Origin of the sequence: Mariniflexile maritimum (assembly GCF_009746565.1) — a bacterium.
In the GTDB taxonomy this organism is placed as follows: domain Bacteria; phylum Bacteroidota; class Bacteroidia; order Flavobacteriales; family Flavobacteriaceae; genus Mariniflexile; species Mariniflexile maritimum.
The window spans coordinates 110,758-128,068 of record NZ_WRPN01000003.1; the positions used below are offsets into that span (position 1 = coordinate 110,758).

Below are 17,311 nucleotides of genomic sequence, written 5' to 3' on the forward strand. Positions count from 1 at the left end.
TGTTCTATATCAAATTATTCCTTTTGGCCTTTTCAACAGCTTCCAACTTATTGTGCACCTGTAGTTTTTTATAGATGTTTTCAATGTGCTTTCTGATGGTTCCTGAAGACAGAAAGAGATTATCGGCAATAAGGTTGTAGCTCAAGCCTTTGCTTAATTGTTCTAAAACCTGAATTTCCCTATCTGAAAGTTTGACATCTTCTTGATTTTCCTTACAATTAAAATCGATGGGGTTTCTTAGTAATTTCAAGGTCTTTAATGCGATGGAAGGGTTCATGGCCGCACCCCCATTTAAGGTTTCAACGATGCCATTGTGCAAATCCTTGGCGTTAATTTCCTTGAGCAAATACCCATCGGCACCCGCTTTTATGGCGTTGAAAATATTTTCGTCGTTATCAAAAACCGTAAGCATGATGATTTTGATGTGCGGGTATTTTTGTTTAACGAACTCGGTTGTTTCGATGCCGTTTAAAACGGGCATTTCTATATCCATTAAAATAACGTCCAGATTGTGGTTTTCCTCAAGTTTAACAAGCAAGTCGGAGCCATTTAGAGCAGAAAACCGCACGTTTAAATCGTCAAAAAAAGACAGTTTTTCTTTTACGGCATTGATTAAAAATGAGTTATCGTCAACAATGGCTATTTTAATATGCATGCTAAATATGTTTAGAGTTTATAAGGTTACAACAATGGCCGTTCCTTTATTTAAAGCACTTTCCAAAGTGCAGGTTGCCCCAATATCGTGTGCCCGTTTTTTTATGTTGTTTAATCCGTTACCGTACTCAACCGTGGTTTCATCAAACCCCTTTCCATCATCAACAACAGCAAACTGCAAGGTGTTTTCTTGCTGTTTTATGGTAACTTTAATGGTATTTGCCTCGGCATATTTCATGGCATTGTTGATGGCTTCTTGAATGATGCGGTATAGGTTCATGCCCTGAACGGAAGTAAAAACGGTATCCATGGGCTGTTTGGGATCTAAGATAAATTCAAAAGAAGTGGTATTTGATGCGTTATTGGCATTTTCAACAAAGTTGGATATTCGCGCCTGCAAATCTTCCAAAGAAATGGCGCTTTTGTTCATGGCCCAAATAGTATCGCGCAGTTCGTAAATGGTTTCTTTGGTAAACTGGCTGATGCTTGTGAGCTTGTTGGTTAACTTGTTGTTGGTAATGTTAAAACCGAATTGTAAATTTTCGATGGACGAGATGATAAAAGTGAGTTGTGCGCCAATATTATCGTGCAAATCGCGGGAAATGGCAAGGCGTTGTTCCTGTAATTTATTTTGGGTCTCGATTTTTACTAAGGCCTCCTTTAGCTCATTTTCCTTTTGAAGCTGGCTATTTTTAAGCTTTTGCTGGTTGAACAACAGATAGCCTAAAACCGCAATTACCAATGCCAAAATGCCCAAGCCTAAAATCTGGGTATTTTTTTGGTTGAGATGAAGTTCCTTTTCGGCAATATTGGCGCGCTGCGACAGGATTTCCTTTTCCTTTTTCTCGGTTTGGTATTTGGTTTCTATCTCTGATATTATTTTTAGTTTTTCGCTGCCCATTATGCTGTCGTTATAGGTAATGAACAGTTTTAAATACTTATTTGACTGCTTGAAATCATTGAGCTTTTCGTAGGTTTTCGCCAATGTTTTTGATGAAGAAGCTATAAATTCGGTCGCTTTGATTTCTTCCGCAAAACGCAGTGCTTCCTCGCCTATTAAAGCGGCGTTTTTATAGTCTTTTAGGTTATAGTTTAAATTTGCCAACGCATTGTTTAGGAATGCCAATTCGTAGGGTTCCTTGTTTATTGTATGAAGCTGTATCGCTTTCAGATAATTTTTTTTTGCTTCAGCGTAATTATGCAAACTATCATAAGAAATGGCAATATTGGTTATTGGATACGCTGTAAAACGCTCATATTGAAGTCTTTTAAAATATAATTTAGAAGTATTTGAAAACTTTAATGACTTTTCGTAATTGCCCAACTCGTTTAAACTTCCTGCTATATTATTGTTTACCATTGCCATGTGCAACGAGTCTTTTAGCTTGGTATAAATATCCAAAGACTTGGTGTTGTAGTCAATGGACTTTGTGTATTCTTGAAGTTTTCTATAATCCCAGGCAATATTTAAGTAAGCTGCTGCCATACCTAAGCTATCGTTAAGCTTTTCATGTATTTTTAGTGTTTTAAAATAATAAGGAATGGATGTGTTAAGCTTGCCTAATTTGCTATAAACAATACCCAAACCATTGTAGGCATCTGCAATCGTTGATGTGTCCTTAATTTTTTCACTAATTGCTAAAGACTTCTTGAAATTTTCGATAGATTCGGTATAATTTCCGCGTTCCCAACTGGTATGCCCCAAAAACATAAAGGCTTTGATCTTTAAAGAATCATTGCCAATTTTTTCTGAAAGCCTATAAGCGCTATCTGCATAATACTTGGAACTATCTAAGTTAATCCTAACATAAATGTTGGAAATATCAATCAATGTATTAAACTGTTTTTTTGGCTTTTGGGTTTTTAAAGCAGTTTTTAAACTATCAATACGATGCTGGGAATTTTGTGAAAAACAATAAAAGCTAAAACTAACGAGTACAATTAAGAGGAAACGTTTTTTCATAAAGTTAGTTACAGTAGGTTTCAAATATAAACTTTTGCACTAAAAGGAGGTCTTGTGTTATCTTAAAAAACCTGTTTAATAACGATTGGTGCAAACCATCCATTAGAATAGTATTTTGGCTGTTTTTATAAAGTATTTTGGTTTCCATTGCTACTTGTCTTTCTAAAATTGAGCAGGTTTGTTTCGCTGTTTTTTTTAAAGTGTGCGTATGAAGCATTGTTTTTATAACCAATAGCGCTAAAAAAAAGATGCTTACGCCTAAACCCCATATAAACAAAAGATTAAATTCCATAATCAATAACATTAATTGTTGGAAAATACATGCTTAAATGCCAAATGGATACATAAAAAAACACCAATTGTACATCGGTTTTAATGATTGATACAATTGATGTTTTTAAGTATGAACTGATTAATAGCATTTTAAATATACTTCAATTTGTTGAACCCAAACTAATTTTTCGATAAACAGTTATTTAAAAAGATTAAGCGCAATAATGTTATTTATCACGCCTAATCGGACAAATCTCAACAACAAGATTTACTTTTGAAGGTTATAAGCATAAATGGTTTTATCGTTGGCCTTATAGTACAATACGCCCGCCAGCTCATCCACTTGGTACTCAGGCTTTTTGTCTTTAAGTACAATTTCTTTATCTACTTTGCCGGTATCCTTATTTACTTTAACGATGCCAACACCGTCATCCAATTTTGTTAATATAAACTGGGCATTTTCGGTTGCGGCCGTCGCTTTATAACGTTTCGCCATAATATCAAAAGCGGCATCGCCAATAGAGGCAAACATATCGGCAGCCCGTTTGTTTTCTTTACCATAGTCGTTATAATTGCTTAAATCGTTTGCGCTTCCGTAGCTATTTGTTCTGTTCATGCCCGCTTTTGCAGCATGCGCCATGGCCAAACCTGTTGAAGCCACGGCAATAGCACCGGCCATTACCTTCATAAAACCACTTTGCGATGGCGACTTAAAATAGGCGTTGTAGGTTTCTTTTCCATTGCTGTCCAACAATGCTACGCTTTGCGACGAACTTAAAAACACGTTGCCGTTTCTCATTTGCATCGTATTGGCAACTTCTTTCTCGCCAAACTTTACCGTTGCAAACTCGCTAACATCGCCCGAATTGGCATCAATAGCAAACACATCGCCATCGGCAGCAATAAGATACCTGTTTTTTGCACTGTCGAACGTGGAAGCTACGGCCGCGGAATTTTTATATTTTAATGGTTTTTTCCATACCTGATCGCCCGTTTTTAAATCTACAATATTGGCATCTTCACCCGTAATGTAAATTAAGCCCTGGGGCGATTGTGCCATAACCATAATATTGGCACCGGTTTTTAAAGGCTTTTTAAACAGTGTTTTCCCATCGAACGAAATTTTATTGATACCGCCCTGTTGGATACCGAATAAAATACCATCGTCCTGTACATAAAAATGCTGTACCCAACCTTTGGTTTTTGGTGCTTTTTCCCATAAATCCTCTCCTGTTGCCGCACTTAAAAATGCGATTTCCGACTCGTCGCTGGTGGCAAATACGCTGGTGCTGCCGCCCGAACTTTTATCACTCACAACGGCAATTCCTTGGGGCAAAATTTGGAAGTTCGATACGTTGCCCTGTACTTTTCTGTCGTCTTTCCAAAGTTCGGCACCATTACTGCCAATTTTGTGGATGCGTGTATTTTTCCCGTTGGTGGTTGTTTCAAAACCATAAATTTCCTTTTCGGTTTCATCGGCAACCATCCAGTTAACCCCTTTTATTTTACATTCCCATAAATCGTCTCCTTTGTGCGATTTTGCAATTAAACCTTGGGCAGTTGGTATAATCAACATGCTTTTTAAAAGCAATGGCACGCCAGTTACGCTAAAATCTTTTGCTATGCCCACTCGTCCTGGTTTATCCAGAAAGAAACTGTAATCGAGCTTTTGGGTAGCCAAATCATAAACCGCCACTTTGGGTGTCATTTTCTCGAATTTGCTCCCTTCCTTTTGGATACCGCTAATTACAAGTTTATTTTGTGGCAATACCACATTACAGGTATAGATTTGGTTCCAGTTATCGGTTTCAGAATTGAAGATTACCTTTCCTGTTATGTAATTTATTACAGCTCTTTTAGTTTTTGCAATACCTGCAAATTTTGAATTGGCCCCTTGCGAAACCACAATATATGGAGAAGCCGGTATAAAATCGGTTTCTTCAGGACTTAACTTCCCGAAGTTATTAAAGGAGAAAATGGGCGTATTTTGCTTGGCATCGATACCAACCAGCCCATTGTTGGTGGCTGCAACCAACACCCCTCCAACGGTTAATGTCATTTCGTTAATAGTGGCACCTAAATCGTAGGTGCTATTGGGTGTTTCTGCTTTTTGGGCCGTAGTTGCGGTTACTGCTAGCATCCCGACTAGCAATAGAACCATTTGGTGTAATTTTCTCATTGTTGAATTTGTTTTATGGTTATACATGGTGGCATCCTATTTATTTTAAAAGACACCTTATTTGAACTTAATAAGTTTGTTTTTTAAGATTGAAAGACCCTTCAATATCTTTGATGGAACCGTCGCCACCCACGTTTTTTCCTTTAAAACTAAAGGTGCCAACAACTTTTGAATCGGTTTCTTCACTAATGGCAATGGAACCTACTTTGGTATTATCAAAAGGAGCTTGCCAAAGCTGGGTAGTGGAGGCTTGCGGATTGCTAAGGTTCACTTTGGTTTCAGAATAGGATGCCACATTGGTTATACCCAGTGTTGCTCCTGTAAAATCGTAGGTTTTGCCTGCGCCCTCATACCCAAAAACCGTCATTGAAAACGCATTGCCATCGCTATTGGTAGCAATAATGATCAAGGTTTTACTTCCTCCGGCAGTTGATACCGTTGCAGTTGATGATTGCTCAAAAGATTTAAACGATTTTCCCGAAACATTGGCAACCAAGAGTCCAGAGGGCGCGTTACCGCCATCGCCCCCATCATCACTGGTTGAGCAAGAGGAAAATGTTACTAATGATAGTGTTAAAACAAATAGTACTAAAAAGTTTAATTTTTTCATTTTTAAATAGTTTTATAATTAATAGCATTACAAAACTGCAACTTTACAAAAATGAAATCAATACGATGAATTGCGTATATTTAGAATGAGATATGTGGAAATTGGGAACAAAGCCTGTTTATTTGGGCTTTTAAATTTTGAAGAAACTGCTGGTGCGCTTCCGAATTTGGGTTAAAAGGTTTATGCTGAAGGCCTTTTTGAATGGCTCCTACCGCTTCCATTGTTTTTGAAGCCGCTTCAGAAAACCACACGTACTGAAATTTTTCCCAAATATATTGAATGGCCGTAGCGTTGGGATGCAGCATATCTTCGGCATAAAAACGGTAATCGCGCAGTTCGTCCATCATCATTTCAAAGGAAGGAAAATAAAGCACCCTAGCCCCCAAAGAGGGAATTACTTGATGGATTGCCGTAATTAAATGGGCTTTACTTAACGTATTTTCAACAAAACCATCCTTGGTATGGCGAACGGGCGAAACCGTAAAAATGATGGATGCCTTGGGGTTTACGCTTTGTATTAATTGAGCCATGGTTTGGAGAGATTGAGCGATTTCCTCAACCGATAACAGCTCTTTTTTAAATTGATTTTGGGGTACTTTATGGCAATTGGCAACGACTTGGTTCGATTCTAAAAACCGATACACCCATGCTGTACCTAATGTAATAATGATGTGTGTTGCTTTGCTGATTTGCTGATTTGTTGATTTGATTTGGTTATTCAATTCTGTTAACAGATGTTCTTTTGACGATGCACTTAACCTGGAATGGGCATCAAAACAATGCCATTGCTCGTTATGGAAAAAAATATCGTTTTCTGAATACGTTTTTTGGCTAATAACGTTTGCAACGAAGGTTTCAATGGCTTTGGGCTGAAATAAAATACCAAACGGGTTTTGAAGGGTTTGAAACTTGAAATACGTTAACTTCTCACCTATATTTTCCACAAAGCACGAGCCCAACAACAGGATGTTAGAGTGATAGTCTATTAAATTTTTAGACTGTTTTTTTAGTGGAATTATCGTTTGAAGTTTCACCTATTTAAAGTTGCAAAGTTGTATAGACACAAAGTAACAAAGCTTGGTTTTTAATACCTTTTAAACTCTGCTACTTTGATTCTTTTAAATTTTTTTGTGCTATCCTAAATAATTTTTTGCTTTTTTTAGAGCTTCATCAATTCCATCGGGATATTTTCCGCCTGCGGTTGCAAAAAATGATTGGCCGCCGCCGCCGCCGTGGATGTATTTACCAAGTTCGCGCACCACTTGCCCTGCATTTAAGCCGTTGCTTGCTACCAATTCTTTTGAAATATAGCATGATAGCAATGCTTTACCATCGCTTTCGGTGGCGAACAATAAAAACAAATTATCGTATTGTTGGCCCAATTCAAAGCTCACGTCCTTAATGCCCGTAGCATCTAAATCCAGTTTTTTAGCCAAAAATTGGATGCCGTTAATTTCGGTAAGTTCGTTTTTTAGGTCGCCTTTAATATTTTTGGCCTTTTCTTTTAACAAGGTTTCAATTTGCTTTTTTAAAGAGGCGTTTTCATCTTGTAAAAACTGTATTGCTTTTACCGGTTCCTGGGCATTATTCAAAAGTGCTTTAATTTCAAAAAAAGCCCGGTCGTGGGCTTGGTAATAATCTTTTACGGCATCGTTTGTAATGGCCTCAATACGGCGGATACCTGCTGCCACGGCACCTTCTGAAACGATTTTAAAAAACCAGATGTCGCCCGTATTTTTAACGTGCGTTCCACCACAAAGCTCGATAGATTGCCCAAAACGGATGGCGCGCACCGTATCGCCATATTTTTCACCAAACAAACTCATGGCGCCCTCGGCAATGGCGACTTCTTTAGGGATGTTTCTTTTTTCAATAAGCGGCAATTTACCTTCAATACGCGCATTTACAAAACTCTCAACATCTTGCAGCTCGTCTTCGGTCATTTTTGAAAAATGCGAAAAGTCAAAACGCAGGTATTTGGAATGTACCGCACTTCCTTTTTGCTCTACATGCGTGCCTAAAACCTCGCGCAATGCTTGGTGCAATAAATGGGTTGCCGTGTGGTTGGACTCGGTTCTTCGGCGCTGTTTTTCATCAACCGAAGCCTTGAAAGTTCCCGTAACATCCTTAGGTAAATTTTTAGTAAAATGGATTACCACATTGTTTTCCTTTTTGGTGTCGAGTATGTAAATAATGTCGCCATGGCTATCTTCCAAATAGCCTTTGTCGCCTACTTGCCCGCCACCTTCAGCATAAAATGGCGTTAAATTGAATACCAATTGGAACATTTCCCCATCCTTTTTGGAAACCACTTTTCGGTAGCGGGTAATCTTTACATTGGTTTCAAGAAAATCATAGCCTATAAATTCCTGTACCGCGTCGTCCACTAAAACAGTCCAATCTTCGGTAGATGTTTCACTGGCTGCACGGGAGCGTGTTTTTTGTTTTTGAAGTTCTTCATGGAAACCTTTTTCGTCGAGTTTCAGTCCTTTTTCATTTAAAATAAGGGCGGTTAAATCGATAGGAAACCCGAAGGTGTCATACAATTCGAAGGCTTTTTCGCCCGAAACGGTATCAGAATCACTATCTTCAACAATGCGATTTAGCAACACCAAACCTTGGTCTAAGGTTCTTAAAAAGGATTGTTCTTCTTCCTTAATCACATTTTCAATGAGTTGTTTTTGCGATTTCAATTCAGGAAAGGCATCGCCCATTTTTTTGCTCAACACATTTACCAATCTGTATATGAAAGGTTCTTTTTGGCCTAAAAACGTAAAGCTGTAACGAATGGCCCTTCTTAAAATACGGCGGATCACATAACCGGCGCCCGTATTGCTTGGTAATTGCCCATCGGCGATTGAAAATGCCACGGCACGCACATGATCGGAAATGACACGAATGGCGACGTCTGTTTTTTCATCTTCGCCATAAGTTTTATTGGCTATGGTTTCAATTTCACGAATAATGGGCGTAAACACATCGGTATCGTAATTCGATTGAACCCCTTGCAGCACCATGCACAAACGTTCAAAGCCCATGCCCGTATCAATATGTTTGTCTGGTAAGCTTTCTAAACTGCCATTGGCTTTTCGGTTGTATTGCATGAACACCAAATTCCATATTTCCACCACTTGCGGGTGGTCGTGGTTGACTAGCTCTTTACCTGAAATTTTTGCTTTTTCTTCCGCAGAACGAATGTCCACGTGTATTTCACTACATGGCCCGCAGGGGCCTTGGTCGCCCATTTCCCAAAAATTATCTTTTTTGTTCCCTTTTAAAATACGGTCTTCAGAAACGAACTGTTTCCATAAATCGTAGGCTTCGGTATCCATGGGCAGTTTATCTTCCTCGCTACCTTCAAAAACGGTAACATATAAAATATCCTTATCGATACCGTAAACCTCGGTTAACAATTCCCAGGCCCAGGCTATGGCCTCTTTTTTAAAATAATCGCCAAAACTCCAGTTTCCAAGCATCTCAAACAAGGTGTGGTGGTAGGTATCGTAACCAACTTCCTCCAAGTCGTTGTGCTTCCCAGAAACACGCAAGCATTTTTGTGTATCGGCAATACGATTGTTTTTTGGCACTGCATTTCCCAAAAAATACTCCTTAAAAGGTGCCATACCCGAATTTACGAACATTAAGGTAGGGTCGTCCTTTAAAACCATGGGGGCCGATGGCACGATGCTGTGCTTTTTATCTTCAAAAAAACTTAAAAATTTAGACCGTATATCTTGTGACTTCATCAATAAAAATAGGTTACTGGATTGTTAAAATGATATTAATTGCAAAACAATTTTTATATTTACTGTTTTCAAAATAAATTAACGTAAACAAAATTGACCATTCGCAATGTTTATTATCAAAACTTTATTCGATACTATTTTGCGGGTTTGGTCGTTTGCTATTAAAAAATTATGAGTTGCATAAAATATAAAGTGCAAAAATAGCATAAATTAGGAAATGAGTAAGGTAAAATATTATTACGATTCAGAATCGCTTTCGTATAAAAAAATACAGCGAAAAAAACGAAATACGGTAAAATATGCCGCGGTATTTTTGTTGGGTTCTGCGTTATTTGGATTTTTGTTTGTGTTTATTGCCAGTCAGTACATAGAATCGCCCAAAGAACGCGCCTTAAAACGGGAGTTACAAAATGCGCAATTACAGTTTGAACTGTTAAATAAAAAAATGAAAGAAGCAGAAACCGTGTTGGCCAATGTTGCCGATAGGGACAATAATATATACCGTGTTTATTTTGAAGCTAACCCCATACCCGATGAACAGCGCAAAGCCGGATTTGGCGGTGTAAACCGTTATAAGGAATTTGAGGGTTTTGACAATTCAAAACTAATTATTGAAACCAATAAACGTTTGGATATTCTTCAAAAACAAATCGTGGTTCAATCAAAATCATTGGATGAAATCGCAAAACTTGCCGAAGAAAAAGAAAAACTACTGGCTGCCATTCCCGCCATTCAACCAGTTAAAAACCAAGACCTTAAACGCATGGCATCAGGATTTGGAATGCGTTCGGACCCTTTTACCAAAGTGCGTAAAATGCATTGGGGCATGGATTTTTCTGCACCACGTGGCACCCCTGTTTACGCCACCGGCGATGGGGTTGTTATAAGGGCAGACAATACCGCAACTGGGTATGGCAACCATATTAGGATAGACCACGGTTATGGCTATGAAAGTTTATATGCCCACTTATTTAAGTACAATGTGAAGAAGAACCAAAAGGTAAATCGGGGCGACCTAATTGGTTTTGTGGGAAGCACCGGGCGCTCTGAAGGGCCGCATTGCCATTATGAGATTTTTAAAGATGGCGAGCGCATTAACCCCATAAACTTTTACTACGGAAGCTTAACTGCCGAAGAATACAATACCATGCTAGAACATGCATCACTCGAAAACCAATCATTAGACTAATGTATATAGATTTGCCCGAAAAACGTTATTACAGCATTGGCGAAGTTGCCAAAGCATTTGATGTAAACACATCCTTGATCCGTTTTTGGGAAAAAGAATTTGATGCACTAAAACCCAAGAAAAACGCAAAGGGCAACCGCAAGTTTACCCCCGATGATATTAAAAACCTTAAATTTATATATCATTTGGTAAAAGAACGGGGCTTCACCCTTGAAGGTGCCAAAATACATTTAAAAGAAGAAAAGAAAGAAACCCTAAATAATTTTGAAATTATCACTAAATTAGAGGATATTAAAAATCAACTCATAAAAATAAAACAACACCTTTAAAACCAACCTGTTATGAAAAAATGGCTTATTCCCGTTATAATTATTGTTGTCATTATATTTGGCATTTACTCTTGGGCCGTAGGTATTAACAACACCGCCGTAGAATTGGAGGCCAACGCAAAAACCGCCTGGGCAAACGTTGAAAGCTCGTACCAAAGAAGAAACGACCTTATTGGAAATTTAGTAAAAACCGTACAAGGAGCTGCCGATTTTGAAAAATCGACCTTAACCGATGTGATAGCAGCTCGCGCCAAAGCCACCTCAACAACCATCGATGCAGGTAGTTTGACTCCAGAAAACATGGCACAGTTCCAACAGGCGCAAACCGGACTGAGCGGTGCCTTGTCAAAATTACTATTGGTTGTTGAAAGATACCCCGACCTAAAAGCCAACCAAAACTTTTTAGAACTGCAATCGCAATTGGAAGGCACCGAAAACAGGATAAACGTTGCCCGCGACCGCTACAATGAAGCTGTAAACACATACGATATTTACACCACCAAGTTCCCTGCAAAAATACTTGCGGGCATGTTTGGCTTCAAGGAAATGGCACGTTACAAAGCCGATGCCGGCAGCGAAAAAGCACCTGATGTGGATTTTAATTTTAAATAATTGAGCGTGGGCAGTAGTTGGCAATATTGAGGAAAACAACTATTACAATTAAAAAACATAGCTTACAGAACCGAACTAAAGAGTATTAATATGAAGAAATTACTTATAATTGGAATTGTCATATTCACTTTAGTTTTAGGTATATTTAGCTATAATAAATATGTTGAATATCAAATTGAGAAAGATTATCCGGTTAAGAATTCTACAACAAACGATTTCGATTATAAAGAACCGAATAAAAATTTGAATAATGATGAGATTGCTTATGTAGCCCAAAAATTTGTGGAAAAATCTTTGAAAGCACCTTCAACTGCGAAATTTCCATCATTAATTAAATCATCAGTTAAAAAAACAAGTTCCGACTCTTATATTGTAATTTCTTACGTTGATTCACAAAATGGATTTGGAGCAATGATTAGAACTAATTACATTGTTGAATTAAAGCAAAAAAGTAACGGAAATCTTTCTCTTGTGAACATTAAAATAACTGAATAACTATTCTGATTAATTAATATTCTAACGAATTGAATAAAATTATAGAAAGAAATTAGAAATTTAGTAAAAACTGCTGTAACAACAATGCATAAACGCAATAGCAGGTAAGTGCAAAAACCGAAAGTAATTTTGTAAATTTAAGGTCTGTTATAAGCTGAAAAGTTAAAGCGCAAATCCCGCTAATGTGCTTATACTTGACCTAAGGCATAAGCCAAGAAAAATCCAGCTAAAAATTAACATCTCGCTAAATTTCGTAAATTTAGGAAATGAAAAAACAGCGAATATATTTAGACACTTCGGTTTTTGGTGGACTTCATGATGAAGAGTTCCAAGAATTTACCAAACCTTTATTTGAAAGAATAAAAAAATCGGAATTTGAAATAATTTTCTCAAATATTACGGAACATGAATTGGAAAACGCACCCGAAAGCATAAAAGCAACAACCGAATTACTTCCAAAAAATTCAACGGATTATGTAAAATCGGACATTGAAACTGCCGAATTAGCAAAAAAATATATTGAAGAAGGAGTCGTAGGACCTACATCATACGCAGATTGTTTGCACATTGCATTAGCAACAATACATAACGCAAACATTTTAGTGAGTTGGAATTTTAAACATATTGTAAACGTAGTTCGAATTGTCGGTTATAATTCCGTAAATATTGCGGAAGGATATAAACCAATCGATATTCGTTCGCCAAGAGAATTGATGACTTATGAAACTGAATAGGTTCACGAATACCAATAAAAAAAGTCAAAACCATGAGTAAAACTAGAGAAAAAAACACGAAAAAAACCTTTGATGCGGTAAAATATATGCGAGAGCAAAGGGACAGAATATCGAAGGACGTGATGAATTTAAGCCCAGAGGAAATAGTCAGATATTTTGAAAAGAAAAAGAGCAAAGCGCAAATAAAGCCCAGTGCCTAAACCGTATATAAGTTATGGCATGGTCTGTACTAACTTGGAAAATCCTGCCGATTTTCCAAAACCAGTTTTAAGTAGAAGGATTCGCAAGCCACCACAGCTCACTTAACTAAAATGAACCCAGAACCAAACAAAATATGTCCAATAAAGTTGAAGCATTTTTAACCGCCAAGGAAGAACAAGACGTTATTGAAGCTATTCGTTTAGCCGAATTGAACACCTCGGGCGAAATTCGGGTTCATTTAGAAAAAACCGCTCATGGCGATGCTACCAATCGTGCGCTAGAGGTTTTTTATCATTTGAAAATGGACAATACCAAACTGCAAAACGCCGTACTTATTTATGTGGCGGTAAAAGACAGAACCTTTGTTATTTATGGCGATAAAGGCATAAATAATGTGGTACCTCCCCATTTTTGGGACAGCACCAAAGATGTGATGCAAGCGCATTTTAAAACGGGCAACTTTAAACAAGGCTTGGTTGAGGGCATCTTAAAATCGGGCGAGCAACTAAAAAAGTATTTCCCTTATACCGACTTGGATGTGAACGAACTAACTAACAACATCTCAAAAGGTTAAAATTAAGTATGCACTATTCAGTTTTCAGTTTTAAGTTGTTAGAAAAAGTAAAAAGAGCCTGTTTTTTATTGGTTTTTGTTCTCGTTCATGTGTTTTCAAATTTTTCTTTTGCCCAATTCAACATTCCAAAAAAACCCGCTTTTCAAACCAGTGTTTACGATTATGTTAACCTGCTCTCTGCTTCCGAAAAAAGTGCCCTAGAACAAAAACTGGTAAAATATTCCGATACGACCTCTACACAAATTGTGGTGGCCATTATTAGTTCTACGGAAGGGGAAAACATCAATTATCTAGGGGCACAATGGGGGCAAGCATGGGGCATAGGGCAAGCCAAAGAAGATAACGGCGTACTGATTTTACTGGCCAAAGACGATAGAAAAATTGCAATAAACAGTGGCTATGGGGTTGAACACTTACTTACCGATGCCCTATCCAAACGCATTATTGAACAGGACATCATTCCCTTTTTTAAACAGAATAATTATTACGATGGCCTTAACAGAGGTGCCGATGCCATTTTTGAGGTACTTACCGGGGAATATCAAGGCACACGGGCTACAGAACCGCAAAACGATTTTCCAATTGGTTTCATCATCATTATTATATTTATCATCATCATTATACTGTCCAAAAACAAGCACGGTGGCAATGGCAAAAACCGGGGCAACAAGGGTGGTTTCAGCCTATTGGATGCCATTATTTTAAGCAATATGGGCCGCTCGTCTGGTGGCAGTTTTGGTGGCGGAAGCTCAGGTGGCGGTTTTGGTGGCGGCGGCTTTGGTGGTGGTTTCGGCGGCGGTGGCTTTGGCGGCGGCGGCGCTTCTGGTGGGTGGTAATACTCTGGTCTTGTAGCGGTTTTAGGTTGCCGTACTTTATCTGGTTTTAAAAACGCGCGTACATTGTGCTAGTTTTATTTTCTAAAACACCAGTCCCTAAATATAATCAACCAATATCAATGCCTATAAAACCTACCGTCTTCGGTTTCACCCGCTTTTCCTAAGCTGTTAAATTTCCAACTAAAACTTAGCATAAAATACTGTTGCAATACGGTACTTTGCGAATCTTGGATGTAGTTTTCGGTCGCTATTCTGCGCGCATTGGTGTTTTGGTTCAATAAATCATAGGCCTTTAGCGTAACGGTTCCTTGATCTTTTAACACCGAATAGGCCAAGGTCGCGTTCCAAAACCAGGCGCTTTTTTGAAAACCCGCAGCAATATTGGGGTTGTAATTAAATTGAATATCGTTACGCCATTCAAACCCTTTGGGCAAAAATGTTGCCGTATTGAAATTAAGCGAATGGTTGATAAATTCTTGGTTCTTAAAATTATCGATATCAAAAGTGCTTTTTGTAAACGACAAGCGGTACCGGGGGCTAAACTCCATAACATCTTTCCAAATTAGCCTAAAACCAAGGTTTGGCGACAACGAGGTGTTGGTGCTTGCATATTGGATACCGTTATTAAAGTTTACGGCCCTACTAACATTTGGCCCAAGCCCAACATACACCGTGGCAGTTCGCAAACTATCCAGTTTAATTTTCTTGTTGGCCGAAATGTAACCATTCAAATTATAGGAACCATTAACATTTACATAGGTTGTTCTTCGTATTAAATTCTCGTCAATTTCCGATTTTGAAACCACTTTATTGTTTTCAAAGTTGGCGCTTATATAGCCATAATATCCCGATCCCTTTTGAAAATCGAAGGCATTGTAGTTTATATACACATCGTGGTTGTTCTCTGCTTCCAAATTAGGGTTTCCAACAATGGTGTTTAAAGGGTTTGAAATGTTTTCGTACTGTTGAAGCTGTGCCAATTGCGGCGAATCGTTGTTTAAGGAATACCCCATACTAAAGGAGGCTTTTTCATTCATTCGGTAGCGCAATCTGGAGCGTAGTTCTATAGCTTCAAAGTTGCGGCTAATGCTGAAAAGTGGCCGTAACCTATCGGTATTTTCCAAAGTTTTAAACACATAGCTTGATTGAAAACTTGCCGACCATGTTTTGTTATTAAAATCGAACCTAAGCGATGGTGTTTTTGTTTCGTTAAGATATTCAAAATCGGTACTCAGGTTGGTATTAAAATTTGAAAAATCGCCCGTAATATCATCTTTATCGAAGGTACTTTTTCTATCTTCCTGCTTATTCCTTCGGTAACGGTACCTAAAATCCAAGAAAAATTTATTGGCTATCAATGGCATTCTATACGTTACATCCGATTCAACATTAGTTATCTTCTTTTCGCCATCGGTAAACTGTTCTCTTTTTTCAAAATTGGCATTATCACCAAAAATAGTTGTTTCAGAATTTAGGAAATCGTCGGTTTCATTCCGGCTTATTTCATTTTCAACGCTGAACTTTAAAAATGCGCCTTTTGAACCGAAACGCTTGGTAATATCAATATCGTTATTAAAATTTTTGCCGATGGTTTCTACATTTGAATCGGTTGTAGATTGGTTGGTTAAGGTTTGAAATTCATCCAGCGACTTTTCGTCCTCATCATAAACAGTTCTATTCTTCGAGTAATTGAATGAAGGTTTTACGTTTATTAAAAGTGTGGAATCGAGTTCAATATCAAACTCCAAATTGGCATTGTGGTTGTCGTTATCGGAAAATGATCTGGATTCCGAACTGGTGAAATAGCGCCTATCGGCCAAGATATTTTCGCGGTTTCGGGATGTTTTGTTTTCAGAAGAACTTCCGGAGTAAAAATAATTGCCCGAAACATCCTTACCCTTTGCGAGTTCATCGGCATAATTGGCCCCTAGGTTTTGCGATTCCGTAATACCTTGTCCGCCACCAAAAGAACGCCCATCAATGGTAAAGGAACCATTACTGCTAAACCGCACGTTGTTGCCACCACCAAACATTTTGCGGATTTCGCCAAAACTAAACCCCGGGGAATTGATGTCGTTGCCACCAGCCAAAACACTGATACGCTGATCGTTATCAAAACGGTTGAACATACCAGCAAACTCATAATGTGCATCGGTGCCAGCACCTGCGGCTACCCTACCAAAAACACCTTTGTTGTTTTCTTCCTTTATAACAAGGTTTACGGTTTTGTTTTCGCCATCGGCCGTTTCGCCGGTAAAGGCTTGGTCTTTGGTTTTGGTGTCTAAAATTTGTATTTTCTCAACAATGTCCTTGGTTAAATTGCGTGTGGTAATGGTGGGGTCGTTGCCAAAAAAAGGCTTGCCGTTAACCAAAATTTTATTAACTTCTTTACCGTTTACCTTAATTTTGCCTTCCTCATCAATTTCAACTCCCGGTAGTTCCTTTAATAAATCTTCAATGTTGGCGTCTTTTTTTGTTTTAAAGGATTTCACGTTAAATTCCATCGTGTCCTTTTTAATCGTTATGGGCGCTTGCGATTTAATAACCACTTCCTGCAATGCATTGGCGTTTACCTTCAAGTTAATGGTGCCCAAAGCCAATAGTTCCTTAGTCATTTTAACCGACTGAAAATGGGTTTGATACCCTACATACGAAATGAATAAATTGGTTTCCGCATCGGTGCTTTTACCTTCAAGCATGAATTTTCCATCCCTGCCAGAAATAGTATAAGTAATTAAAGCACTGTCCTTTACGCGTTGTAAATATACGGTTGCCGATTCCAAAGGGGCGTTATCTGCTTCTGAAAAAATAGTACCGGAAATTTTAAAAGGTTTGTTTTGGGCAAAGGAAAAGGCAGCAACAAAAAGTGCCACACACAAATTTATAGATTTCATTTATTTTTGATTGAAAGTCCCG

Annotated in this window: 15 protein-coding genes; 8 read left to right on the forward strand and 7 right to left on the reverse strand. The window is 38.2% G+C overall.

The features are described from left to right. Nucleotides 1–4 precede the first annotated feature (4 nt). From GQO80_RS05780 to alaS, 6 genes are all read right to left on the reverse strand, one after another. The gene (locus GQO80_RS05780) at nucleotides 5–655 is read right to left on the reverse strand and encodes a response regulator (RefSeq protein ID WP_157207392.1); all 651 of its coding nucleotides are present in this window, start codon (nucleotides 653–655) and stop codon (nucleotides 5–7) included. Nucleotides 656–673: 18 nt separating this feature from the next. Further along, on the reverse strand, nucleotides 674–2,617 hold the full coding sequence (locus GQO80_RS05785) for a tetratricopeptide repeat-containing sensor histidine kinase (RefSeq protein ID WP_157207393.1): 1,944 nt from the start codon (nucleotides 2,615–2,617) through the stop codon (nucleotides 674–676). A 541-nt stretch (nucleotides 2,618–3,158) separates the two neighbouring features. Beyond that, nucleotides 3,159–5,069 (reverse strand): outer membrane protein assembly factor BamB family protein, encoded by a 1,911-nt coding sequence (locus tag GQO80_RS05790; RefSeq protein ID WP_157207394.1) that lies wholly within the window; start codon nucleotides 5,067–5,069, stop codon nucleotides 3,159–3,161. Nucleotides 5,070–5,136: 67 nt separating this feature from the next. Beyond that, nucleotides 5,137–5,679, reverse strand: a complete 543-nt coding sequence (locus tag GQO80_RS05795; RefSeq protein ID WP_157207395.1) for a DUF6252 family protein — start codon at nucleotides 5,677–5,679, stop codon at nucleotides 5,137–5,139. Nucleotides 5,680–5,759: 80 nt separating this feature from the next. Continuing rightward, nucleotides 5,760–6,713, reverse strand: a complete 954-nt coding sequence (locus tag GQO80_RS05800; protein WP_157207396.1) for a GSCFA domain-containing protein — start codon at nucleotides 6,711–6,713, stop codon at nucleotides 5,760–5,762. 99 nt (nucleotides 6,714–6,812) lie between these two features. Next, entirely contained in the window at nucleotides 6,813–9,425 is a 2,613-nt protein-coding gene (alaS, locus tag GQO80_RS05805; protein WP_157207397.1) for an alanine--tRNA ligase, read from the reverse strand. Between the two features lie 217 nt (nucleotides 9,426–9,642). Here alaS and GQO80_RS05810 point away from each other — a divergent pair, with 217 nt between their 5' ends. From GQO80_RS05810 to GQO80_RS05845, 8 genes are all read left to right on the forward strand, one after another. After that, on the forward strand, nucleotides 9,643–10,614 hold the full coding sequence (locus tag GQO80_RS05810) for a M23 family metallopeptidase (RefSeq protein WP_157207398.1): 972 nt from the start codon (nucleotides 9,643–9,645) through the stop codon (nucleotides 10,612–10,614). Continuing rightward, on the forward strand, nucleotides 10,614–10,943 hold the full coding sequence (locus GQO80_RS05815) for a MerR family transcriptional regulator (RefSeq protein WP_157207399.1): 330 nt from the start codon (nucleotides 10,614–10,616) through the stop codon (nucleotides 10,941–10,943). Before GQO80_RS05810 ends, GQO80_RS05815 begins: the two co-directional genes overlap by 1 nt. Nucleotides 10,944–10,955: 12 nt before the next feature. Continuing rightward, a complete protein-coding gene (locus tag GQO80_RS05820; protein ID WP_157207400.1) occupies nucleotides 10,956–11,555 on the forward strand; it encodes a LemA family protein in 600 nt (199 codons plus the stop codon). Between the two features lie 90 nt (nucleotides 11,556–11,645). Beyond that, nucleotides 11,646–12,050, forward strand: a complete 405-nt coding sequence (locus GQO80_RS05825) for a hypothetical protein (protein WP_157207401.1) — start codon at nucleotides 11,646–11,648, stop codon at nucleotides 12,048–12,050. Nucleotides 12,051–12,316: 266 nt separating this feature from the next. Further along, entirely contained in the window at nucleotides 12,317–12,784 is a 468-nt protein-coding gene (locus tag GQO80_RS05830; protein ID WP_157207402.1) for a PIN domain-containing protein, read from the forward strand. Between the two features lie 32 nt (nucleotides 12,785–12,816). Continuing rightward, the gene (locus GQO80_RS05835) at nucleotides 12,817–12,984 is read left to right on the forward strand and encodes a hypothetical protein (protein WP_157207403.1); all 168 of its coding nucleotides are present in this window, start codon (nucleotides 12,817–12,819) and stop codon (nucleotides 12,982–12,984) included. A 134-nt stretch (nucleotides 12,985–13,118) separates the two neighbouring features. Then, on the forward strand, nucleotides 13,119–13,559 hold the full coding sequence (locus GQO80_RS05840; protein WP_157207404.1) for a TPM domain-containing protein: 441 nt from the start codon (nucleotides 13,119–13,121) through the stop codon (nucleotides 13,557–13,559). An 8-nt stretch (nucleotides 13,560–13,567) separates the two neighbouring features. Then, a complete protein-coding gene (locus GQO80_RS05845; protein ID WP_157207405.1) occupies nucleotides 13,568–14,395 on the forward strand; it encodes a TPM domain-containing protein in 828 nt (275 codons plus the stop codon). A 116-nt stretch (nucleotides 14,396–14,511) separates the two neighbouring features. Here the strand turns inward: GQO80_RS05845 and GQO80_RS05850 are convergent, their stop codons facing one another. Then, complete coding sequence (locus tag GQO80_RS05850) at nucleotides 14,512–17,289, reverse strand: outer membrane beta-barrel protein (RefSeq protein ID WP_157207406.1); 2,778 nt, start codon at nucleotides 17,287–17,289, stop codon at nucleotides 14,512–14,514. Nucleotides 17,290–17,311 lie beyond the last annotated feature (22 nt).

Coding starts and splice junctions, on each gene's coding strand:
- GQO80_RS05780 (WP_157207392.1), bottom strand. CDS start 655: ATGCATATTAAAATAGCCATTGTTGACGATAACTCATTTTTAATCAAT.
- GQO80_RS05785 (WP_157207393.1), bottom strand. CDS start 2,617: ATGAAAAAACGTTTCCTCTTAATTGTACTCGTTAGTTTTAGCTTTTAT.
- GQO80_RS05790 (WP_157207394.1), bottom strand. CDS start 5,069: ATGAGAAAATTACACCAAATGGTTCTATTGCTAGTCGGGATGCTAGCA.
- GQO80_RS05795 (WP_157207395.1), bottom strand. CDS start 5,679: ATGAAAAAATTAAACTTTTTAGTACTATTTGTTTTAACACTATCATTA.
- alaS (WP_157207397.1), bottom strand. CDS start 9,425: ATGAAGTCACAAGATATACGGTCTAAATTTTTAAGTTTTTTTGAAGAT.
- GQO80_RS05810 (WP_157207398.1), top strand. CDS start 9,643: ATGAGTAAGGTAAAATATTATTACGATTCAGAATCGCTTTCGTATAAA.
- GQO80_RS05815 (WP_157207399.1), top strand. CDS start 10,614: ATGTATATAGATTTGCCCGAAAAACGTTATTACAGCATTGGCGAAGTT.
- GQO80_RS05820 (WP_157207400.1), top strand. CDS start 10,956: ATGAAAAAATGGCTTATTCCCGTTATAATTATTGTTGTCATTATATTT.
- GQO80_RS05825 (WP_157207401.1), top strand. CDS start 11,646: ATGAAGAAATTACTTATAATTGGAATTGTCATATTCACTTTAGTTTTA.
- GQO80_RS05830 (WP_157207402.1), top strand. CDS start 12,317: ATGAAAAAACAGCGAATATATTTAGACACTTCGGTTTTTGGTGGACTT.
- GQO80_RS05835 (WP_157207403.1), top strand. CDS start 12,817: ATGAGTAAAACTAGAGAAAAAAACACGAAAAAAACCTTTGATGCGGTA.
- GQO80_RS05840 (WP_157207404.1), top strand. CDS start 13,119: ATGTCCAATAAAGTTGAAGCATTTTTAACCGCCAAGGAAGAACAAGAC.
- GQO80_RS05845 (WP_157207405.1), top strand. CDS start 13,568: ATGCACTATTCAGTTTTCAGTTTTAAGTTGTTAGAAAAAGTAAAAAGA.
- GQO80_RS05850 (WP_157207406.1), bottom strand. CDS start 17,289: ATGAAATCTATAAATTTGTGTGTGGCACTTTTTGTTGCTGCCTTTTCC.